This window comes from Streptomyces sp. NPDC002265 (assembly GCF_040296125.1).
Classification (GTDB): domain Bacteria; phylum Actinomycetota; class Actinomycetes; order Streptomycetales; family Streptomycetaceae; genus Streptomyces.
The window spans coordinates 1-21,561 of sequence record NZ_JBEOWS010000074.1; the positions used below are offsets into that span (position 1 = coordinate 1).

The following is a 21,561-nucleotide window of genomic DNA, read 5'->3' on the forward strand; positions in this document are numbered from 1 at the left end:
GACGGCCGGGCCCGCCGGACGGTTTCCCGGCCGTCCGCCCCTTCGGCGCCCTTCGCCCCCTTGGCTCAAATCTTGAAAGAAGTCGGCTGCAATTCGAAGACATATGTCAATCGAACATGCTCAAATTCACTCGTCCAAGGGTAACTTGCAGGACAGGGAAGCGAGTTGGGGTTCCTGTCCCCGGAGCGGGTTGGAGGCGATGTCGTCGTGCGGGAACCGGCGCCATTCACCCGGCAGCTGCGCGTCCACCAGGACCGGGGTCACACCGTCCTGGAGTTCCACGGCGAGATCGACATCGCCGCGGCCGCCGAGATCGTCCCGCACCTGGACCACGCCACCTCCGGCCCCGAACCACAGGTCGTGATCGACCTCGCCGAGATCGAGTTCTTCGACTGCTCCGGCCTGCGCCTGCTCTACCGGGCCCGGCACCGGGTGCTCGACCGGGGCGGGCAGCTGCACCTGGTGTGCACCCACCCGCTGACGCTGCGCGTCCTGCGGCTCACCGGTCTGTCCCGGCTGCTGCCGCCCCGGCCCACCCTGGACGAGGCGCTGGGCCGGCCCGAGACCACCTCCGGCACCTTATGACCCGTACGACCCCGCCCCGCCGCCCCGTTCCGCCGGCCCGGTGCACGGCGCGTCGAACAGGGCACTGACGGACTCACCGTTGTGGATACGGCGCACGGCCTCCGCGAGCGCCGGGGCGATGGAGAGGATCCGCAGCTTGTCGGTGTGCTCCTCGGCCGGCACCGGAACGGTGTTGGTGCACACGATCTCCAGCACGTCGGGCTGCTCGCTGAGCCGCTTGAGCGCCCCCGCCGCGAACAGCCCGTGCGTACACGCCACCCGGATGCTGCGCGGACCCATCTCCCGCAGCCGCTCCAGGAGTTCGAGGACCGTACTGCCCTTGGCGATCTCGTCGTCGAGCACGATGACGTCCCGTCCGGTGACATCGCCGATCACCGTGCTGATGCTCACCCGGTCGTCCGCGTAGCGCTGTTTGGCCCCCGCGGCCACCCGGGCGCCGATCAGCCGGGCGAAGGCCGCGGCCTCCTTGGCGTTGCCCAGGTCGGGCGAGACGACGGTGGTGCTCGTCAGGTCGTACCGGCGGAAGTGCGCGGCCAGTTCGCGGTGGGCGTGCAGATGGTCGACCGGGACCGAGAAGAATCCGTGCACCTGGGGCGCGTGCAGGGCCATGGTGAGAACCCGGCGGGCGCCCGCCGCCACCATCAGGTCCGCGACCAGGCGCCCGCCCATGGAGATGCGGGGCGCGTCCTTCTTGTCCGAACGGGCGTAGGAGTAGTGCGGCATGACGACCGTGATCCGGCCGGCCGAGGCCCCGCGGGCCGCGTCGCACATCAGCAGCAGTTCGACCAGGTGCTCCTGGACCGGCCGGACCAGCGGCTGGACGAGGAAGACGTCCCGCTCCCGGCAGTTGGCCTGAAGCTGGACCTCCAGGCAGTCGTTCGCGAACCTGCTCACCCGGGTTGGCCTGAGCGGCACACCGAGATGGGCACAGAGCTCCGAGGCCAGCTCGGGGTGGGCGCTGCCGCTGAAGACGGCGATGTCTCGCACGATCCGCTCCTCGCCTGACCGGGGCGCCCCGGTCACCTGGGGTCGATGCACGTGGGGCCGGTCGTTCCGGGCCTGATCCCCATGGTCCACGAGCGGCGACCCGGCCGCGAGCCGACGACACGCCGTCCTGGGCCGGAATGGCCGCCGGCCGGTCCACCGGGCCGAATCGATCAGCCAACCGGGCGGCCTGGCAGCGGAATTGGCGGGCATCCGGCTAGGAGGAAGGAGGACCGTCGACATGACCTCTTCGATCAGGCGCATCCCCCGGCGCATGCCCGGCTGGGCGAAGGTGCTCACCGCCTTCGCGCTGGTGCTCGTCCTGCTGTTCGCCGGCATCCGGCTGGCCGTACTGCCCGGACTGCGGGACCTGTTCGGCACCGAGACCCAGGACCGCTCGGGTCCCGCACTCCTCAAGTCCATTCAGGACATGAGCCGTTACGACGCGGCCTCCGGCAACTTCCAGGTCGTCGTGGACCTGGAGAAGGACGCCAAGTACCTGCCCGACGTACTGCACGGCAGCCGCACCCTGTACGTCGGGGCGGGCACCGTGGACGCGTACGTCGACCTCGGCACGCTGGGCAGGAACGACGTGACGGTCGACGACGGCCGTACGTCCGCCACCATCCGGCTGCCGCACGCCCGGCTCGGCAAGCCGGCCCTCGACCCCGACCGTTCCTACGCCGTCTCCAAGCAGCGCGGCCTCCTCGACCGGCTCGGCGACCTCTTCTCGGACAACCCGAACAGCGAACAGGCCGTTCAGAAACTGGCGGTCCGGCACATCGGCGACGCCGCCAAGGGCAGCGGGCTGACGGCGCGGGCCGAGACCAACACCACGGACATGCTCCAAGGACTGCTGAGCTCCCTCGGCTTCAAGGAGGTGCACATCACGTACGGAGACTGACCGACCATTTCGCACCACCGCGCCACCGGACGCTCCGAGCGACCGGCCGGGCCCGGCATCGACCCTGCGATGGCGGGTAACCCCCCTACAACGTCGGGAAGTTGAAGCATGGAGGAACTTATGGCCCGCGCAGCCTCCAGGCCGCGTACCGCCTCACGATCACGCAGCACCGGAAGCGATCCGGCAGCCGCCGGACCCGAGCCGTCCGGGTGGGCCCGCAGGCTGCCCGGTTTCCGCTCCAGGGCGGCGAAAGCCGGGACGAAACCGAAGGCCGGGACGACGAAAGCGAAAACCGGGACGAGGAAGACGAAGGCGGGGGCGAAGGCCGGGCCGAAAGCGAAGACCACCGCGAAGCCGAAGTTCGCCGCCAGGGCGAGGGCGGCCGTGCAGGCGAAGGGCGGATCCACCGCGCGGCCGGCCCGTGACGAGCGCCGTCCGCTGCCCTTCCCGCTGCGTGTTCTGGCGATGCTGTGCGCCTTCGTGTTCATGGTGGCGTTCGCCGTCGTACTGGCCAAGCTCACCCTCGAACCGTCGCCCGCCTCGGTGGCGCTCACGCACACCAACCTCCACCCGGGCCGCTCCCTCAAGGCCTATCTGGACCAGCCCGCGCTGCGTGACGCGGTCAAGCAGATCGGCGGGAACGTGCTGCTCGGGGTGCCGTTCGGGGTCCTGGTGCCGGTCGTGGCCCCGCAGGCCCGCGGGTTGCTGCGGGTGCTGCTGCTGACCGCGACCGTGATGCTCCTGGTGGAGTTCGCGCAGGGCGCCCTGATCACCGGACGGGCCTTCGACATCGACGACGTCATCCTCAACACCGCGGGGGCGCTGGTGGGTTACCTCCTCCTGGGCCGGCGGCTGAGCCGGGCGGTACACGCCCGCAGGCGGTCACGGCCGCAGTAGCGGATGTCCGTGACGGATGTCCGACGGCTCGGCCGGGCGGCTGCCGCCCGGCCGTCAGGCCGTCCCGCCGTCCCGCCGTCCCGGCCGTCAGCGCTCAGGTCCGGCCCCAGTGCAGCGTCCAGGTGAACTTGTCCCCGCCGACCCAGCGGACCACGTCCGGATCGTCCAGGTCGTGGACGACGATGCCGGACGCGGCGGCGGCCGCGAGGACGTCGGTGACGGTCTTCGCCTCACCGACCACCTCGCCGTCGATCTCCACGATGCGAAACGGCGGGTTGCCCGGCTGGACGCCGAGCACCATGATCCGCGGGCTGCCGATGTGAGGGGACGCGACTTCGGTCATGTCTTCGAGCCTAAATCGCAACCGGCGGTCACGGGTGGCGCGCGTCACCCGTCGGGCCCATCGGGTTCACCGCCCCGGTGGTCCACCCGGTTCACCGCCACGGGGTCCATCGGGTTCACCACCCCGGTGGTCGGCCGTGGTGCGGCTCGGCTCCGGCTGGGCAACCCTGGATCCAGGAGGTGGCGATGGAGCCCGTACAGGCCCTGGAGCGGATCGCCTTCCTGCTGGAACGGTCCGCGGCACCGACGTACCGCGTCCGTGCCTTTCGCACCGCGGCGCGCGTGCTGCGGCAACTGCCCGAGGCGGAGCTGCGCGAACGGGCCGCGGCCGGGACGCTGGCGGGGCTGAAGGGTGTGGGACCGAAGACCGCCCGGGCGGCGGCCGAGGCACTGGACGGGCAGGTGCCCGGGTACCTGGCGAACCTGGAGGACACCGGGGCCGCGGGCCCGCTCGCCCACGGCGGTGAGCGGCTGCTGGCCCTGCTGCGCGGGGACTGCCATCTGCACTCCGACTGGTCGGACGGCGGCAGCCCGATCGAGGAGATGGGCCGGACGGCGGCCGCGCTCGGGCACGAGTGGGCGGCGCTCACCGACCACTCCCCCAGGCTGACGGTGGCCCGCGGGCTGTCGGCCGAGCGGCTGCGCGAGCAGCTCGCGGTGGTCGCGGAGCTCAACGAGACCTGGGCTCCGTTCCGGCTGCTGACCGGCATCGAGTGCGACGTCCTCGACGACGGCACCCTCGACCAGGAGCCGGAACTGCTGGAACGGCTCGACGTCGTCGTGGTGTCCGTCCACTCCAAGCTGCGCATGGACGCCCGCTCGATGACCCGCCGCATGGTGGCCGCCGTACGCGATCCGCACGCCGACGTCCTGGGGCACTGCACGGGACGCCTGGTGGCCGGACGGACCCGGCCGGAGTCGGAGTTCGACGCGGACGAGGTGTTCGCCGCGTGTGCCGAGTCCGGTACGGCCGTGGAGATCAACAGCCGTCCGGAACGGCGCGACCCGCCCGAACCGCTGCTGCGCCGGGCCGTGGCGGCGGGCGTGCTGTTCGCCGTCGACACCGACGCCCACGCACCGGGCCAGCTGGACTGGCAGGCGCTCGGCTGCGCGCGGGCCGAGAAGTGCGGGGTGCCCGCGGAACGCGTGGTGACCACCTGGTCCGCGGACGAGCTGCTGGCCTGGACCCGGGACGGCCGGGTCCCCGCGTCGGTCTCCTAGGGCCCGCCCTTCAGGTCCCCGGGGCCCGCCCCTCAGGCTCCCGAGGCCCACTCCTCAGGAGTGACGTGGATCACCACGAGCGGCGGCCGAGCGGGGAACAGTGGACAGTGATTGCCCGTTGAACCAACCGTGGGCGCGGAGGGGACAGTGTCCCCGGGCCTCACCCTTAGCCTCCAGGGACGATCTTCGGCTGAAGCCCTGGGGAGCCCTCGCCGCGAGGCGACCGCCCTCCGCTCCCACCCTGAGCCGCCCCGACCGTGATTCCCCCGTCCGGTCGGGGCGTTGTACTGTCCGGCCGGCCTCTCCGCCGTCGCCCCCCGCCGCCGATCTCGCAGCCGGCCGATTCCGCTTGACTTCGAGAGCACTCGAATTCGTAGCGTTCAAGACATGACCACCGCACAGCACAAGATCGGCTCGGGCTTCGGCGCCGAGAGCACCGCCGACGACGTCCTCCAGGGCATCGACCTCACCGGCCGGCTCGCCGTCGTCACCGGCGGCTACTCGGGCCTCGGGCTGGAGACCACCCGGGCCCTGACGAAGGCGGGCGCCCACGTGGTCGTCCCGGCCCGTCGCCCGGACACCGCCCGCGAGGCGCTCGCCGGGATCGACGGCGTGGAACTCGACGAACTGGACCTCGGCGACCTGGAGAGCGTGCGCGGCTTCGCCGAACGGTTCCTCGCCTCCGGCCGGACCGTGGACCTCGTCATCGACAACGCCGGGATCATGGCCTGCCCGGAGACCCGCGTCGGGCCCGGCTGGGAGGCCCAGTTCGCCACCAACCACCTGGGGCACTTCGCCCTGGTCAACCGTCTGTGGCCGGCGATCGCGGCGGGCGGCGCACGCGTCGTGTCCGTCTCCTCGCGGGCCCACCACTTCTCCGGCATGCGCTGGGACGACGTCCACTGGCGCCACGGCTACGACAAGTGGGAGGCCTACGGACAGGCCAAGACGGCGAACGCGCTGTTCGCCCTGGAGCTGGACCGGCTGGGCCGGGACGCGGGCGTACGGGCCTTCTCGCTGCACCCCGGCGGCATCATCACCCCGCTCCAGCGGCACCTCCCCAAGGAGGAGATGATCGAGCGCGGCTGGATCGACGCCGAGGGGAACCTGCTGAACCCGAAGGGCTTCAAGACCCCCGAGCAGGGTGCGGCGACCCAGGTGTGGGCCGCGACCTCGCCCCGGCTGGAGGGCCTGGGCGGCCTGTACCTGGAGGACTGCGACGTCGCCGAGCCCGCCGTGGAGGGCGGCGAGCCGAGCGGTGTGAAGGACTGGGCGACCGACCCCGCGCAGGCCACGCGGCTGTGGGCGCTGTCGGCCGAGCTCACGGGGGTCGACGCCTTCTCCGGCTGAGCCCTCCTCCGCAGGCCGCCGTCACAGGTGCGGGTCCGCGCGGACCGGGTACTCGGCTTCCCACCCACAGGGAGGAGCCGGGGTACTCGGCGGCTTCCCACCCACAGGGAGGAGACCGAGGTGAGCAGCGAACCGGGACGGAGGGTGGTCGTCACGGGCGCCACCGGTCATGTCGGCACGAGCTTGGTGCGGCTGCTGTCCGAGGATCCGGAGGTGGGCGCGGTGCTGGGCCTGGCCCGCCGGCTCCCCGACTGGTCGCCGCCGAAGACGGACTGGGCCGCGGTCGACCTGTCGACCGAGCGGCCCCATCCGGTGAAGGAGTTCGAAGGGGCGGCCGCCGTGGTCCACCTGGCCTGGACGCTGCGGCCGACGCACGACCCCGCGGTGACCTGGCGCACCAATGTGCTGGGCAGCATCCGGGTCTTCCAGGCGGTCGCCGCGGCGGGGGTGCCGACGCTGGTGCACGGCTCGTCCGTGGGTGCCTACTCCCCGGGGCCGAAGGGACACACGGCGGACGAGTCGTGGCCGACGCACGGCTGGCCCGGCGCCGCGTACTGCCGGGAGAAGGCCTACCTGGAGCGGGTGCTGGACACGTTCGAGCGGGAGCATCCCGAGATCCGGGTGGTACGGATGCGGCCCGCCTTCCTCGTCCGGCGCGAGCCGGCCCGCGCGCCGCGCCGCACCCACGGCGGGCGGCTGCGGCCCGGTGCTCCGCAGCCCCGGCCCGACCTGCTGCCGTTCCTGCCGGAGGTCCGGGGGCTGCGGGTGCAGGTGCTGCACCCGGACGACGCGGCCGAGGCCTACCGGCTGGCGGTGCACCGCCAGGTCCACGGCGCCTACAACCTGGCGGCCGACCCCCCGGTGGACTCGGAACTGCTGAGCGCGATGTTCGGCGCCCGTCCGGTACGGCTCCCGCGCACCGCGGCCCGCACCGCGGTCGCCGCCGCCTGGGGCCTGCGGCTGCTGCCCGCCTCGCCCCAGCTCTTCGACGCGGTCCTGCGGCTGCCCCTGATGGACTGCACCCGGGCGCACACCGAGCTGGGCTGGTACCCGCGGCACACGGCGACGGAGGTGCTGGAGGAGTTCCTGCTGGGCCTGCGCCGCGACGAGGAGACGGAGGCCGAACCCGAGTCCTCTTGGTGGCGCACGGCGGGATGAGAGTGCGCGGCCCCGCGCCGACAGGGGTTGCGGGGTCGTCGGGGCGTCGCGGGAGGCGGTCGGTCAGTGCGGGGCGCGCTCCTGGAGGGCCGTGCGCCAGGCCGGGGCCGGTCCCTCCGGCTCGGGTTCCGGACGGCGGCCACCGCGGGAGAAGAAGTCGGCGAGCGGCAGGATCGCCGCGCCGACGGTGACCGCGTCGGGCCCGAGCCTGCCGAGCTCCACGGTGACCTTCTCGGCGGGATGCCGCAGGGCGTACGCGGTGGCGTGCCGGCGGACGGAGGGCAGGAAGCGGGCGCCGAGCTGGAGGCCGGCCCAGCCGCCGATGAGGATGCGTTCGGGCTGGAAGAGGTTGATCAGGTCGGACAGGCCCGCGCCCAGGTATTCGGCGGTCTCCTCCAGGACGGCGAGGGCGACGGGGTCGGCGGTGCCGTCGCCGTCGACGGGGTAGGCGGCGGCCAGCATCGCGGTCAGCGCCGTCTCCTCGTCGGCGCCCTGCGGCGGCTGTCCGCCCGCCTCGCTCCACCGCTGGAGCAGCGACTCGGCGCCCGCGTACGCCTCCAGGCAGCCGAGCGCGCCACAGCGGCAGCGGCGCCCCCTGACCCGTACGGTCAGATGGCCCCATTCCACGGCCCGGCCGTGTTCCACGTCGGCGGTGACGAGGCAGGCCCCGACGCCGGAGCCGAAGAGGACGACGACGGCGTTGTGGGCGCCACGTCCGCCGCCGAACCACATCTCGGCCTGGCCGAGGGTCTTGGCACCGTTGTCGATGAAGTACGGCACGCTGTCGGGGAGCTCGGTCCCGGCGCGCAGCAGCGCCTCCAGCGGGACCGCGGACCAGCCGATGGTCTGTCCGTGCACGACGGCCCCGCGGTCGGCGGTGTACTCGACGATGCCGGGCACGCCGATACCCACGCCGAGCAGCCGCTCGGGCGGGATGCCGGCGGTGGCGAGCACCTCGGCGATGCCGTCGCGGATGTGCCCGACGATCACCTCGACCTCGTACCGCTGGTGTTCCAGGGGGCGTTCCGCGCGGGCGAGCTCGGTGAGGGTCAGGTCGAACAGTTCGATACGTACCCGGGTCTCGCCGACGTCGACGCCGATCATGTGACCGCTGCCGGGCGCGACGCGCAGCAGGGTGCGGGGGCGGCCGCCGTCGGAGTCGACGCTGCCGGCCTCCTCCAGCAGGCCGTCCGCGACCAGGTCGGAGACGACGTTGCTGACCGAACCGGAGCTCAGGCCGGTGACCGGGCCCAGCTCGAAGCGGCTCAACGGGCCGTCGAAGTAAAGCCGTTGCAGCACGACCGTGCGGTTGGCCCGCCTGAGGTCGCGCACCGTGCGCCCGTTCCGCCCCGCCATGTGGTTCCTCCCGAACCCTGCCCGGAACCCGTCGGAACGGGTCCGGCACCCTGCCCGACCTGCAACATACCGCCGCAGGCTCGCCGGGCGCACTTCTTATGACCCTTAATTCACGTAACGAGCTAAGCGACGGGCACCTGCCTTCCCCCGGAAATCCGTTGGCGTGCCCCCTGGGCCACTGCTTACCCTTGGCAGAAACCTAGTACCCCTAGGTTTGCGGGCGTCCGGAGTGCCGGCAACACCGGACGCCTCGCCGTATCCACTGTCCCCGTCGTACCCACCGTCCCCGTCGTACCCACCGTCCTCGTCGTATCCACTGTCCCCGTCGTACCCGCGTGCCAGGAGGCCACCCCCATGAGATCGCTCACCGAGCCGGAGATCCGCGAGTCCTTCGTCAACTGTTCGAAGGGCGAGGCCAAGCGGTTGTCCGTGCCCCGGGATCTCGACCGGCGCCCGTGGGCCGACCTCGACTTCCTGGGCTGGCGGGATCCGGGCGCGCCCGACCGCAGTTACCTGGTCACCGAGCGGTCGGGGCGGCTCGTCGGGGTGACGCTGCGCTTCCCGTCCTCTCAGCGCGGCATCCTGCACCGCAGCATGTGCTCGCTCTGCCTGACCACCCACCGCGGTGGCGGCGTCTCGCTGATGACCGCGCGCAAGGCGGGAGCCGCGGGCCGCGAGGGGAACTCGGTCGGCCTGTACATGTGCACCGACCTCGCGTGCTCCCTCTACGTACGCGGCAAGAAGGCACTCGACTCCGGTTCCCGTTTCGAGGAGAGCCTCACGGAGGAGGAGCAGATCGCCCGTACGACGGGCAATCTGTCCGCGTTCCTCGACAAGCTGGACGTCTGATCCCGTCGCCGCCGGTCCGCTCACCCGGCCGGCGGCGCCCGGCGCGGGTCGCGGCCCAGGTCCCCTCCGGCACCGCGGTGACCACCTCCCGCAGGTAGTCGTACGACCGGGTGAGGGCCTCGATGCCCTGGAACTCCGTCTGTGACTCCGTCACGCCCTTGCCCCTCCTGTGGCCTTCCGGCTGGTGGGAGCAGATCCAGGCGCCCTTGCGGACAACCACGGTCCTCGATCGGGACGTTCGAGCGGTCCGGGGACGGGGAACAGGCCAAGAGATGCACGTTGCACATGAGTGGAAAGAGTCCCTCGGACGGCTGGTGAGGCGCCACCGGGACCCCGTCGTCGTCCAGGCGCTGCGGTCGACCGCCGCGGCGACGGTCGCCTACGTCATCGCCCTGCACCTCAGTCCGGAGCCCGCGCCCCTGACGGCCCCGCTGACCGCGCTGCTGGTCGTCCAGGTCACCCTGTACTCCACCCTCACCACCGGGATCCGCCGGGTGAACTCCGTGGTGGCCGGGGTCCTGGTCGCCGTCGCCTTCAGCCTTCTGGTGGGGCTGACCTGGTGGAGCCTCGCGCTGGTCATCGTGGCGTCGCTGGCCGTCGGACATCTGGTGCGGGTCGACGAGTTCGTGCCCGAGGTGGCGATCAGCGCCATGCTGGTGCTCGGTGTCACCGCGGTCGGCAACGTGGCGTGGGCACGGGTCCTGGAGACGCTGATCGGCGCTGTCGTCGGGCTCGGCTGCAACCTGCTGCTCGCCCCACCGGTGTGGGTGGACGAGGCGGGCGAGTCGATCGTGGAACTGGCGCGCCGGGTGCGCCAGCTGATGCTGCGGGTCGGCCAGGAGGCCGCCGGACACACGCCCGTGGAGCACGCGACGGCCCGGCTGCACGAGGCACGCCGGCTCGACCACGACATCGCCCAGGTGGACGCCGACCTGCGGCAGGCCGAGGACAGTCTGCGGCTCAATCCGCGGGTGCAGGAGGGCCTGCTGCACCGCATCGTGCTGCGTACCGGGCTGGACACCCTGGAGATCTGCACGGTCGTGCTGCGGGTGATCACCCGTACGCTGACCGACCTCGCCAAGGAGCGCGAGTCCGAGCCGCTGTTCCCGCCCGGGACAGGGGACGTCGTGGAACAGCTGCTGTCCGAGGTCGCCGACGCCGTGGTCAGTTTCGCGGTCCTGGTCACCAGCCATGTGAGCGCCAACGCCGAGTCGGCCGAGGACCGGCTCGCCGCCGCGCTGCGGCAGGCGGCGACCACCCGGGACAAGCTGTCCCGGCTGCTGCTTGAGGAGATCCAGCGCGACGCCCGGCAGTGGCAGCTGTTCGGTGCGGTGCTGACCGAGACGACCCGCATCATCGACGAGCTCGACACCGAGCACCGCTCGCGCCGCCTGATGGAGGAACTGGACCGCTGCGCACACCGCCAGCACGCACGACTGTCGTGGGTGGCCCGGCTGCGCGCCTAGGCCGTCACCGAGATGTGGCGATGCGGGTCCCGCGGGCTGCCCGGACAGCGGTGGGTGTTGCACCCTGCGCAACACCCACCGGACGTTTTGCGCTTCGGGGGCGCCGCGCGTCAGGGTGGCCGTGACGACCGGGACCACCGACGACCTGAGGTGCGCAGATGGGCAGTGGGGCAGAAGCGTCGCGCGGCGGCTGGAGCAGGCGCCGTTTCGTCGGTGCGCTCGGCGGAGCGGCAGCGGCGGCGGCCCTGGCCGGCTGCGGCACCTCGCCGGAGGCCTCGCAGCCGCCCGGGACGGCAGGCACCGGGGCCGGATCCGGGTCCCGGCGGCCGGCCCCCGACGCGTCGGCAGGTTCCTCGGGCCCCACCGGTCCGCGCCCCCTCTACGTCGGCACCTACACCTCTCCCGAGGACGGCGGCAAGGGCATCGGGCTCGCCTCCTACGACAGCGCGACCGGCCTGATCACCGCCACCGGCTCGGGCGTCCTCACCGGCGTCGCCGACCCGTCGTATCTCGCGGCGCACCCGGACGGCCGGACGCTGTACGCGGTGAACGAGCGCGAGCAGGGCGCCGTGACCGCCGTACGGCTGTCCGACGGCCGGGTGCTGGGCAGCCGTGCCACCGGCGGCGCGTCGCCCTGCCATCTGTCGGTCCACCCGGGCGGACGCTGGCTGCTCACCGCCGACTACGGCTCGGGCAGCGTGAGCGTGCACCCGATCGAGGCGTCCGGGGCACCGGGCGAGCGCACGGACCGGGTGACGCACTCCTCCCCCGCCCCCGGACCGGGCCAGCACGGCCCGCACGCGCACCAGTTCGTCACCGCCCCGGACGGCCGTCACGTCCTCGCCGTCGACCTCGGCACCGACACGGTCTACACCTACCGGCTGGACGACCGGGCCGGCACGCTCACCGAGGTCGCGCGGGCGCACACCCGGCCCGGCGCGGGCCCCCGCCAGCTGGCCTTCCACCCCGGCGGCCGGTACGCCTACCTGGCCAACGAGGTCGACGACACGGTGGCGGTCTGCCGCTACGACCCGGCCACCGGCCGGCTGACCGTCGGCGATCCGCAGTCCACCGGGAGCGGCAACGGCACCAACTACCCGGCGCAGTTCCTGGTCACGGCGAACGGTTCCTACGCGTTCCTCGCCAACCGGGGCCACAACAGCATCGCGCGGTACGCGGTGGAGGCGGACGGCGCGCGGCTCCGGCTGCTCGGCACGGTGGCGGTGGCGGGCGACTTCCCGCGGCAGATCGCGTTCTCGCCGGACGGCAGGCTGCTGTTCGCGGCGAACCAGCGTTCCGGCACGGTCAGCGTCTTCCACGTGGACGCGGAGCGCGGCGGGCTGCGGCTCGCGGGCGACCCGTTCGCCTCACCTCTCGCGGTCTGTGCGCTGCCACTGTAGGGAACGCGGGCAGGCGGCGGCGCTGGCCTGACTGAGCAGGACGTGCATACGCTCGGTGAGCTGGGTGACGTCGTCGGCGGGCGCGTGGAAGGGCAGTCGCACCTCGCCGTGGGTGCGAGCCCGTTCGATGCGCAGGGTCAGTCCGTGCCGGTCGACGGCGAGCGGCTGGACGCGTACGGCGCCGTGCAGGCTGTCCGGCCGGACCAGCCGGGTGAGCCGTTCGACCGCGTCGGGGTGGGCGTCGGCGAGGTGGGTCAGCAGATGGGCCTCGGCCGTGGCGAGCGGGTCGGGCCGAGCGGCGGCGAACTCGTCGAGGCCGACGACCGTAGCCCCGGACTGCTGCCGCAGCACCACCCGCGTGGCCTGGAAGAGGAGGTGGCCGTCGACAGGCTGGAACCAGCCGGCCAGCCAGAGCCGGCCGCGGATGCGGCTGCGCACGGGGACCGGGGCGACGTCGGCGAACTCCACGACGGCGGACGGCTCGCCGCGGGGCGCGCAGATCGCGGCCGTGCGCAGAGCGCTCTCGTCGGGCACGTGCAGGAGCACCCGGCCGTCGGCGTCCACGGCGTGCGCACCGACGTACTCCTCGCGTCCGCCGTCCGCGGTCACCGCGCACGACCACGCGGCGGCGAGCACCGAACGCGCCCGCTCCGCCGCGGAAGGCGCGGCCGTCCAGGTCTGGCTGTCACCCATCCCGAAAACCTCCTTAGGTAAGCCTTACCTAACTTATCGAAGATCAGGGCGCACGCCAACCATGCGGCGCACACCGGGTCACGGGGTCCCGTCACGAGATCCGGTCGACGAGACCCGGTCGACGAGGTCCAGTCAACGGAACCCGGGGTCCGTTGGGATCCGAGATCCGCTTACGAGATGACCCCGAGGAGCGCCCGCGCGCACAGCTCCCGCACCTGCTCCCGCGACACGCCCTCCTCCCGCAGCCACTCCAGGCAGACGGCGGTGGTGAACGCGAGCCAGCCGCGCACCGCGAGCCGTACGTCGGGACGCTCCTCGAAGACCGGGCCGAACTCCGGGTCGGCGGCCAGGGCCGCCAGGATCTGGCGCTCCTGGGCGGCCAGGGCGCGCCGGTAGACCCTGCGCACGGCCTGGTCGCCGGCCGCGTCCGCACGATGGAAGGCGCGGTATCCGTGAGCGTGCGAGTGGACGTACTCCAGATACGCGTCGAGGCCCGCGGTGAGCTGCTCGCGCACCGGGAGGCCGGGCACGGCGGCGGTCATCCGCAGCATCCGCCCGCTCTCGCGCTCCACGACCGCCGCGAAGAAATCCCGCTTGGTCGGGAAGTAGTGGTAGAGCAGACCCCGGGACACGCCCGCGATCTCCGCGACCTGCTCGATCCACACGTCGTCGTACGGGCTCTCCGAGAACAGCCGCGCGCCGACCGACAGAAGCTGCTCCCTGCGCTCCTCGGTACTGAGCCGACGACGTGCGCGCTGCCCCTGGTTCGCGGCCATGGCGGCACTTTACTTGACGTCGGTTCAACAGCGGGACCAGACTGGAACCGCTATTGAACCCACGTACAACACGAACGACGCGCCGCTGATCGAGGGAGATCACGTCATGGCGGAGACGGCGGAGACGGCAGGGCCGACGCGAGCGACGAAACCGGCCGGGCCGGAACCGGTGGGCACGGCCGCACCTCCCGGCGACGCGCTGCCGAGGGGGTTCCGCAGCGCCGAGCAGGGCTGGCCCGAGCTGCACCGCATCCCTCATCCCCCGCACCGGCTGCCCCTGCTCGGCGACCTCGTCGGCGCGAGCCGGCGCACCCCCGTGCAGGACTCGATGCGGTTCGCCCGGCAGCTGGGGCCGATCTTCCGGCGCCGGGTGTTCGGCCGCGAGTTCGTCTTCGTGTGGGGGGCCGGGCTCGCGGCCGACATGGCGGACGAGGCCCGCTTCGCCAAGCACGTCGGGCTGGGGATCGCCAATCTGCGGCCGGTCGTCGGGGACGCGCTGTTCACCGCGTACAACCACGAGCCCAACTGGCAGCTGGCGCACGACGTGCTGGCCCCCGGCTTCAGCCGGGACGCCATGGCGGCCTACCACCCGATGATGCTGGACGTGGCCGCCCGCCTCACCGACCACTGGGACCGCGCGCTGACGGCGGGCCGGTCGGTGGACGTGCCCGGCGACATGACCCGGCTGACCCTGGAGACCATCGCGCGCACCGGCTTCGGGCACGACTTCGACTCCTTCGAACGCTCCCGGCCGCACCCCTTCGTCACCGCCATGGTGGGCACGCTCGCCTACGCCCAGCGCCTCAACACCGTGCCCGCACCGCTGACTCCCGTGCTGCTGCGCGGCGCGTCCCGGCGCAACGCCGCCGACATCGCCTACCTCAACCGCACGGTCGACGACCTCGTACGGGCCCGGCGCGCGGCGCACGGCCACGGCGAGGGCGCTGACGGCGGCGACCTGCTCGACCGGATGCTGCGCACCGCGCACCCGGAGACCGGGGAGCGGCTGTCCGCGCAGAACGTACGCCGCCAGGTCGTCACGTTCCTGGTCGCAGGACACGAGACCACCTCGGGCGCGCTCTCCTTCGCCCTGCACTACCTCTCCCGCCACCCCGAGGTCGCGGCCCGCGCCCGTGCCGAGGTGGACCGGGTGTGGGGCGACGCCGCCGTGCCGGGGTACGAACAGGTGGCCCGGCTGCGCCATGTGCGCCGGGTGCTGGACGAGTCGCTGCGGCTGTGGCCGACGGCGCCCGCCTTCGCCCGTGAGGCCCGGCAGGACACCGTGCTGGGCGGGACGCATCCGATGCGGCGGGGCGCGTGGGCGCTGGTGCTCACGCCGATGCTGCACCGCGACCCCGAGGTGTGGGGGCCGGACGCCGGACGCTTCGACCCGGACCGCTTCGACGCCCAGGCGGTACGGGCCCGCGCCCCGCACACCTTCAAGCCGTTCGGGACCGGCGCCCGGGCCTGCATCGGCCGCCAGTTCGCGCTGCACGAGGCCACGCTGGTGCTCGGCCTGCTGCTGCGCCGCTACGACCTGCGGCCCGACCCCGACTACCGGCTGCGGGTGACCGAGCGGCTGACGCTGATGCCGGAGGGCCTGCGCCTGCACCTCGAACACCGCACCCCGGCTCCTGCACCTGCCCCGGCAAGGACCGACCGGAAAACCGGGGAAGAACCACCGCCGGAGCCACGCTGCCCCGCCCACAGGAGCGACTGACCTCGGCCGAGGGCCCGGGGGTCACCACCATGGCTGCGGTCCCCGGGACCGGAAAACTCACCGTCGTGTTTCCGGTCCTGTGGGGGACTCCTCATCCAACGGAAAACAACGTCGGCTACCAAGGGGAGAGGAGCCGGCCGAGGCAGGAGCCCGCGGATCGAGGAGAGACGACATGTGCAGCCACCAGCCCCCGTGTCCCAGCGCGGACAGCACGCACCACCGCACCGCCGTGACCGTTTCGGCCCATCCCGAGCAGGGCTGGAGCCTGCTGTGCAACGGCACCATCGTCTTCGACGACACCGGTGAACTGCTGCCCGACGGACGGGTCGTGGGCCCGTGCCGCGCCCTCGGCCCGCTCGCCTTCGCCGCCTGAGCCGACCGGCCGGCCCTCGGGCCCGCCGCGGTCGGCCCAGGCGTCCGGGCCCTCGCTCAGTCCGCCAGGGTCTCGAGGCCGAGGTGGGTGAGGCGCTCCGGGTCGGCCAGGATGTACATGCCGGTGATCAGGCCGTCGACGACGGTCAGGGCGGCGACCGACTGCGGCTGCCCGTCGGGCACGGTGGCGAGCCCCAGTGAACCGTTGACCGACACCAGCCGGGTGGCGTGCGCGAACCGGGCGAACATCGCGGCCTGTTCGGCCACCCGCCGGGCCCCGCGCACCACCTTGGACGCGGCCGCGCCGCGCACCAGCGCACCCGAGTCGACCCGCAGCACCACATCCGGATGCAGGACGGCGACCAGCCCCTCCAGATCACCGGCCCGGGAGGCGGCGAGGAAGGCCTCCAGGACCTCGCGCTGACGTCCGCGGTCGGGCTCGGCCGGGGGCGCGACGTCCTTCACCCGGCGCCGGGCCCGGCTGGCCAGCTGCCGGGTCGCGGCCGGGCTGCGGTCGACGATCCGCGCGATGTCGTCGAAGGGCACGGCGAACATGTCGTGCAGAACGAACGCCAGCCGCTCGGCGGGCTCCAGGGTCTCCAGCACGACGAGGAGCGCGAGCCCCACCGAGTCGGCCTGGAGCACCTCCGCCTCCGGATCGATCCGGGCCGCCGGGCCGACCACGGGGTCGGGGACGAAGGTGTCGAGGGCGTCGAAGGTGCCACCCGTCTCCGTCAGCTGCTCACGGCGCGCCGTACGCGACCGCAGCAGGTCCAGACACACCCGCCCGATCACGGTGGTCAGCCAGCCCCCGAGGTTGCGGATCTCCTCCGTCTCGGTCCGGCCGAGCTTCAGCCAGGTCTCCTGGACCGCGTCCTCGGCCTCGACGAGCGAGCCGAGCATCCGATAGGCGACAGCCTTCAGATGCCCCCGGTGCTCCTCGAAACGCCGTGCGAGCAGTTCCGTGTCGCTCAATGCATCTCCCCCTCGACCCACAGCCCGAACACCCCGACGCACACGCCCCGAAAACGCTACCGGACGCCCTGCGCCGCGAATCGGTCGGCCGCGGGGGCTCCGAGATGGCGGATTTCAGTTACGGCGTCAACTTGCAGCGACAGAAGAAGACTTGGACTTCGTATGGAGTGGACCTGGCAGACCGCAGGTCCGGCCGGACGCACATGGATCCTGGCCGCTCTCGGAAAGAACGGCATGGCCCGGACCCCACCTCGGAGCAGCGAAGATGCATGACCGTCACTGAGCGATCCCTGTAGAGCTACGGACCAGAAGGTGCCGCGCCTGCCCCATCCGTGCCCGAGACCACGGGAACCCGCGGTAAACAACGCGTAGTTACGCCGGCGCCCACCGCTGCCTGTCCGCCCTCCGGCCCCACATGGCCCGGCCCCACGCCCATCACACACGCATCCTGCAGGACTTCGGGGCCGCACTGCGCGCCACCGCGCCAGGCAGCAGCACCGCACAGACCCGGACCGAGCAGACCGCCAGACGGGCACTCCCGCCGCATCCACGACGTCTTCCTCGCGACCCGCGACGAGCCGTACGTGACACTCATGGCCAGCTCGGCCGCCGGCGACGGAAAGGCCCACGCGCTCTACAGGTCGTCGGGATACGAGGACATCGGACAGAGCCGGCCGTACCGGCCCCGCCGGTCCTCACCGTGATGATCCGCGCCATCCGGTGACCGGCGTCCATGCCGACCCGCCGTCTTTCAGTTGCGCGCGGCCACTGGGGCGGCACAACAGCAATACACCTACTCGACTGTCAACAGAGCAGCACTTGTTTGAGCGTGGAGGTTCGGGCACTGCAGCCTGCACATGCGGCAGCACCCCGGCCAGCCAATGCGTCAACCTCCCCCAAATGGGACTAATTTGACACTCTCAAATGCTTGAGGTTCACTGCGCTTTCCGTGACCCTGTTCACATGGTTAATCAGTCGCTAAAGATCGCCCTCTTGGCTAATCTCTATCAAGGTCACCCGATCGTCTGACCAACGACGGGTGCACTCAGGGGGTAGGGGGACCAACGCTCAGATCCCGTTTCGGCTCGTGCAGTCGAAGCGCTATCTGTCATTCCTGGCGGCGCCAGGGCATATGTGGGCCACATTGCCAACCTGCCCCCTGCCAGATGAAACAGCCACCCCTTGGAGAAGCAGTCATGCGCAAATTGATTGCCATTTCCCCCCTCGTCACCGCGGCCGTAGCAGCCGCGCTCTCCGTTGGCTTCGCTGCGCCCGCGCAGGCGGCCAACGGCTGGAATGCGACCGTGCAGTGCGTCAAGTGGCGCATCTCTGACAGCTCTGCCCACGGCTACTTTAACGGCCACGGGTGGGCCAAGACTCAGGATCTCGCGTGGAAAGCGGCCATCAAGGACGCCAACGACCAGATGTCCGAGGGCTATCGCGCAAAGCACTGCGACAAGAAGAAGATCGTTAGGGGCTGACGTAATGAGGACGCGGACGCTCAGGTTCGGCCTATATGCGGACGAGCAGGGTCTGATATGGATCAGAGGACTCGTCGAAGAGGCCGCCAACTCCCGTAGTGCCCGTATCTTGAGGGAATCTGTCGCCCACACCGTTTTCGGTGGTGCGCTCACGACCACCGATGTGTACGACTACCTGTCGGAGCAGTGGCGCTTGGAGCACCCCGGACAGAGCAGCGGTACGCGAGAACTGGTCGAGCTGTGCGTCCATCTGAAGTGCTCACTGAAGACATGGCGGGCCATTCGCAAGTCAGTGATCAGGGGTTTGTGCCCAGAAGGTCTAAAACCTCACACTTGCCGTGTTCCATGGATCGCGGCCTGAGCCGCACATCACAGGCTTAGCGAACCGACCAAGACAAACGAGGATCGGTCGAAGCATGCCGAAACCGAGACTCCAGAACGGAAAGAGGGAATTTATGTTGAGCCTGAAGAACAGCCTCAAGGCCGTTGCCGCAACCGGTGTTATAGTCATGGCCGTTGCCGCACCCGCACTGGCCGCGGAAGACGCCGGCGGCGGCAAGTGGAGCCACGGCGTGGGCGAGAACTACGTGTATTCGAACTACTACCACAAGGACAACTACCACGCGTCCTCGGTAGAGGGCGCGTACTGGGCCAAGAGTGGCTGCACCAAGGAAAAGATCTGGTCCAAGGCTTCGGCGAAGATCTCGACGTGGGAACTCAACAAGGCGTACTACGACCCGGCCTGCTGAAGCCGGACGTACGTGCAGCTGAATTCTTAGGACGTCACACCTGGCTGCGGGGCATCGTGTTTGCCCGGCAGCCAGGTTCTTCTTCACGTCGGCCCATACGAGATGTGCGCTCCCGAGTGCCCGAACCTAGGTAAAGCGATGCTCCACCGAGGTATCAAGTTCGTCCATGTCGCCATTCTTCTCTTCTCGGCAATGCTGTCCTTTCTATTCGTGCGCGGACTGGACGAGGACGTGGTTCTGGGCAGTTCGGCTCAGATATGGGTCACCAGATCCGACGATTCTGTCAGCGGTGGTCAGGTCGCCCGTGAGATCGCCGAGTTCGCAAATCGTCATGAAGTCGCGGTCGCTCGCGTGCTGCCCGACGTGAAGAATCCCGACGGCCTCCGCCACCTGTACCTGGCCTCGGGCGACTCGGCTTCCGATGCGGCGTCGTGGCTGACGGACGGCTATCCGGCTTTCGGTTCGCACGTCGACACCGCAGTGCACCCCATTGCCGAGATCGGACAGCGTGACCCGCGAGGCTTCTATTACCTCTTCGGCTCGCCGCAGGCCGCGGACGACCTCGTGGCCCGACTCGCTGATCTCGGCCTGAGCGCGACCGTGCAACACCCCCTGGCATCCGGCGAACTGGCTCGCGGCTTCGCCAACGGTGCGCTGTTCTGGTCCCTCTGCGTGGTCGCGCTCGCCGCAGTAACAATGACCGGCGCGAGTGTGCTGCTCAGCGCGAAGACCTACGGGGTACTGCGTCTGCAAGGCATGTCCCTGGTGGACCTTTTTCTACGCGACCTCAAGCAGTTGGTGGTCTTCTGGACGGTTGCCGCCGGCACAGTGGCAGCCACGGTTCTGGCCTCGCTCGGCCTGTACAACGGGCTTGCCCATTTCGGTCTCTTTGCTTCGGTAGCCGCCTGCCTCGTCGGCCTGCTCGTGCTGTTGGTGGTGGCCACCCATGCCGCCGCGCTCGCTCTCACCTTCAAGGTCGACGTACTCCGCGCACTCAAGGGTGAGTTGCCGGCCCGGACAGCCTTCGCCGCCACTTATCTGGTGCGCGTACCCGCAGTACTGCTCGCACTCGGCTTCGCCATGGATGTTGTCTCGGCGGGCCAGCACGTGACAGTGCGCCAGAACAACCAGGATGTCTACGCCAAGGCCGACGATGCTGTCACCATCCGCCTCAATGGCAGCTGGGGAGGTGACTCGGGGCACGTGGTCGCCCATGTCGGCCAGTGGTTGCGGAAGGCTGACGCAGCTGACGAGATCGTCGTCGCCGGGCGCCATGATCTGCAGAACCTCTCCTCGAACGCACGCCTTCCCCAGGGCGAGATGCTCATCGTCAACGAGACCTTCCTCGCCGAGCAGCCCGTCGTCGACCCGAAGGGACGGCCCTACCCTCCGCTGCCGCGCAACGGGAAGAGCGCGGAAGCGCACACCGTGCGACTCATCGTCCCTGAGACGCTCACCCGCCACGAATCGGCCATCAAGGCAGCGGTCCCTGATGTGTTCGGCAGGCTGGATCCTGATCTACGCAAGCGTCTCACGGTGGAAACCCTTCCGGCCAAGAGCGGTCAGCGCATCTTCGGCTACAACTCTGGGGACCGAAGCCCCAATACCGCCTACAGTCCGGACGACGACCGAACCCTGGTGCGCGACCCGGTACTCGTCGTGGTCCCCAACGGATCGAAGATCCTCACAGATGACGCCTACACCACGTTCGCAACCCAGGACGGAATCATCTTCCCGAAGCCCAGCGACATTCTCGGTCCTCTTGAGGCCAACGACCACGACCTGCAGACCTATGTAGCAACTGTCAATCCCGTCGGACAGAACGCCGCAGAGAGTCTGCGTTCGGCCGTCACCGACTTCCGGCTGCTGTTCTTCAACCTCCTCGCGTCCGTCACTGTACTTCTCATCACTGGCGTCGGGGTCTGCGTGATCCATTCACGCAAGAACGCCCAGGCAACTTTTGCCCAGTACCTCAACGGCTGGAGATTCACGGCAACCCATCGCTTCGTTCTCGGTGTCGAGGGGCTTCTCGCAGCTTTCCTCGCCTGGTGGGTGCCGATCCAGACATGGCAGCAGAATCAAGACCTTGAGGAGCTCGCGGCCCAGGGCATCCCCGCCCCCTTCCCTGCAGTCCACCTCACAGGGCTGGACCTGGGAGTCATCGCGGGGCTCGTCGTCATCGAATTCGGAGCTGTTCTCCTTGCTCTCGGAGCATTTCACCGGCGCACCGTGAAGGAGCGGGCTGCCGAAGCCTGAGCCCAACGCAGACCAAGCCCGGAAGAA

General features: G+C 70.8%; 21 protein-coding genes. 15 read left to right on the forward strand and 6 right to left on the reverse strand.

All coding sequences use genetic code 11. The features are described from left to right. Positions 1-207 precede the first annotated feature (207 nt). Positions 208-585 (forward strand): anti-sigma factor antagonist, encoded by a 378-nt coding sequence (locus ABT085_RS15860; RefSeq protein ID WP_351607067.1) that lies wholly within the window; start codon positions 208-210, stop codon positions 583-585. Here the strand turns inward: ABT085_RS15860 and ABT085_RS15865 are convergent. Then, a complete protein-coding gene (locus ABT085_RS15865) occupies positions 580-1,572 on the reverse strand; it encodes a ribose-phosphate diphosphokinase (protein WP_351607070.1) in 993 nt (330 codons plus the stop codon). The genes ABT085_RS15860 and ABT085_RS15865 overlap by 6 nt on opposite strands. 238 nt (positions 1,573-1,810) lie before the next feature. Between ABT085_RS15865 and ABT085_RS15870 the strand changes: the two genes are divergently transcribed. The 3 genes from ABT085_RS15870 to ABT085_RS15880 all read left to right on the forward strand — a co-directional run bounded on the left by ABT085_RS15870 (position 1,811) and on the right by ABT085_RS15880 (position 3,370). Next, positions 1,811-2,473: a DUF4230 domain-containing protein gene (locus tag ABT085_RS15870; RefSeq protein WP_351607073.1), complete on the forward strand. Its 663-nt coding sequence runs from the start codon at positions 1,811-1,813 to the stop codon at positions 2,471-2,473. Between the two features lie 101 nt (positions 2,474-2,574). Continuing rightward, entirely contained in the window at positions 2,575-2,898 is a 324-nt protein-coding gene (locus ABT085_RS15875; RefSeq protein WP_351607076.1) for a hypothetical protein, read from the forward strand. Continuing rightward, positions 2,858-3,370: a VanZ family protein gene (locus ABT085_RS15880; protein ID WP_351607079.1), complete on the forward strand. Its 513-nt coding sequence runs from the start codon at positions 2,858-2,860 to the stop codon at positions 3,368-3,370. The genes ABT085_RS15875 and ABT085_RS15880 overlap by 41 nt, the downstream gene beginning before the upstream one ends. A 94-nt stretch (positions 3,371-3,464) precedes the next feature. Here the strand turns inward: ABT085_RS15880 and ABT085_RS15885 are convergent, their stop codons facing one another. After that, positions 3,465-3,713, reverse strand: a complete 249-nt coding sequence (locus ABT085_RS15885; RefSeq protein ID WP_351607081.1) for a hypothetical protein — start codon at positions 3,711-3,713, stop codon at positions 3,465-3,467. Positions 3,714-3,898: 185 nt separating this feature from the next. Here ABT085_RS15885 and ABT085_RS15890 point away from each other — a divergent pair, with 185 nt between their 5' ends. The 3 genes from ABT085_RS15890 (at position 3,899) to ABT085_RS15900 (ending at position 7,441) form a co-directional block, all read left to right on the forward strand. Then, complete coding sequence (locus tag ABT085_RS15890) at positions 3,899-4,933, forward strand: PHP domain-containing protein (RefSeq protein WP_351607084.1); 1,035 nt, start codon at positions 3,899-3,901, stop codon at positions 4,931-4,933. 387 nt (positions 4,934-5,320) lie between these two features. Further along, positions 5,321-6,283, forward strand: a complete 963-nt coding sequence (locus ABT085_RS15895; RefSeq protein WP_351607087.1) for an SDR family NAD(P)-dependent oxidoreductase — start codon at positions 5,321-5,323, stop codon at positions 6,281-6,283. Between the two features lie 120 nt (positions 6,284-6,403). Further along, positions 6,404-7,441, forward strand: coding sequence for an NAD-dependent epimerase/dehydratase family protein (locus ABT085_RS15900; RefSeq protein WP_351607090.1), 1,038 nt, complete (start codon positions 6,404-6,406; stop codon positions 7,439-7,441). A 63-nt stretch (positions 7,442-7,504) separates the two neighbouring features. On the opposite strand, the gene ABT085_RS15905 is transcribed toward ABT085_RS15900, so the two are convergent. After that, a complete protein-coding gene (locus tag ABT085_RS15905; RefSeq protein ID WP_351607093.1) occupies positions 7,505-8,797 on the reverse strand; it encodes an ROK family protein in 1,293 nt (430 codons plus the stop codon). A gap of 354 nt (positions 8,798-9,151) precedes the next feature. Between ABT085_RS15905 and ABT085_RS15910 the strand changes: the two genes are divergently transcribed. The 3 genes from ABT085_RS15910 (at position 9,152) to ABT085_RS15920 (ending at position 12,512) form a co-directional block, all read left to right on the forward strand. Beyond that, complete coding sequence (locus ABT085_RS15910; protein ID WP_351607096.1) at positions 9,152-9,646, forward strand: FBP domain-containing protein; 495 nt, start codon at positions 9,152-9,154, stop codon at positions 9,644-9,646. A 272-nt stretch (positions 9,647-9,918) separates the two neighbouring features. Then, positions 9,919-11,112 carry an FUSC family protein gene (locus tag ABT085_RS15915; protein ID WP_351607099.1) on the forward strand — a complete coding sequence of 398 codons (1,194 nt, stop codon included), beginning with the start codon at positions 9,919-9,921 and terminating at the stop codon, positions 11,110-11,112. A gap of 158 nt (positions 11,113-11,270) precedes the next feature. Continuing rightward, positions 11,271-12,512 (forward strand): lactonase family protein, encoded by a 1,242-nt coding sequence (locus ABT085_RS15920; RefSeq protein WP_351607102.1) that lies wholly within the window; start codon positions 11,271-11,273, stop codon positions 12,510-12,512. Here the strand turns inward: ABT085_RS15920 and ABT085_RS15925 are convergent. Both ABT085_RS15925 and ABT085_RS15930 read right to left on the reverse strand, forming a co-directional pair. Further along, positions 12,480-13,205 (reverse strand): DUF2470 domain-containing protein, encoded by a 726-nt coding sequence (locus ABT085_RS15925; RefSeq protein WP_351607105.1) that lies wholly within the window; start codon positions 13,203-13,205, stop codon positions 12,480-12,482. The genes ABT085_RS15920 and ABT085_RS15925 overlap by 33 nt on opposite strands. Positions 13,206-13,375: 170 nt before the next feature. Beyond that, entirely contained in the window at positions 13,376-13,981 is a 606-nt protein-coding gene (locus ABT085_RS15930) for a TetR/AcrR family transcriptional regulator (RefSeq protein WP_351607107.1), read from the reverse strand. A 106-nt stretch (positions 13,982-14,087) separates the two neighbouring features. Here ABT085_RS15930 and ABT085_RS15935 point away from each other — a divergent pair, with 106 nt between their 5' ends. Together ABT085_RS15935 and ABT085_RS15940 are read left to right on the forward strand one after the other, a co-directional pair. Then, positions 14,088-15,701, forward strand: a complete 1,614-nt coding sequence (locus ABT085_RS15935) for a cytochrome P450 (protein ID WP_351607110.1) — start codon at positions 14,088-14,090, stop codon at positions 15,699-15,701. A gap of 172 nt (positions 15,702-15,873) precedes the next feature. Then, on the forward strand, positions 15,874-16,074 hold the full coding sequence (locus ABT085_RS15940) for a DUF5999 family protein (RefSeq protein WP_351607112.1): 201 nt from the start codon (positions 15,874-15,876) through the stop codon (positions 16,072-16,074). A 56-nt stretch (positions 16,075-16,130) separates the two neighbouring features. Here ABT085_RS15940 and sigJ read toward each other — a convergent pair whose 3' ends face one another. Beyond that, entirely contained in the window at positions 16,131-17,048 is a 918-nt protein-coding gene (gene sigJ, locus ABT085_RS15945; RefSeq protein ID WP_351607120.1) for an RNA polymerase sigma factor SigJ, read from the reverse strand. 1,196 nt (positions 17,049-18,244) lie between these two features. Between sigJ and ABT085_RS15955 the strand changes: the two genes are divergently transcribed. From ABT085_RS15955 to ABT085_RS15965, 3 genes are all read left to right on the forward strand, one after another. Then, entirely contained in the window at positions 18,245-18,529 is a 285-nt protein-coding gene (locus ABT085_RS15955) for a hypothetical protein (protein WP_351607123.1), read from the forward strand. Between the two features lie 455 nt (positions 18,530-18,984). Then, complete coding sequence (locus ABT085_RS15960; RefSeq protein ID WP_351607125.1) at positions 18,985-19,278, forward strand: lactococcin 972 family bacteriocin; 294 nt, start codon at positions 18,985-18,987, stop codon at positions 19,276-19,278. A gap of 138 nt (positions 19,279-19,416) precedes the next feature. Then, positions 19,417-21,534 carry a bacteriocin-associated integral membrane family protein gene (locus ABT085_RS15965; RefSeq protein WP_351607127.1) on the forward strand — a complete coding sequence of 706 codons (2,118 nt, stop codon included), beginning with the start codon at positions 19,417-19,419 and terminating at the stop codon, positions 21,532-21,534. Positions 21,535-21,561: the final 27 nt, after the last annotated feature.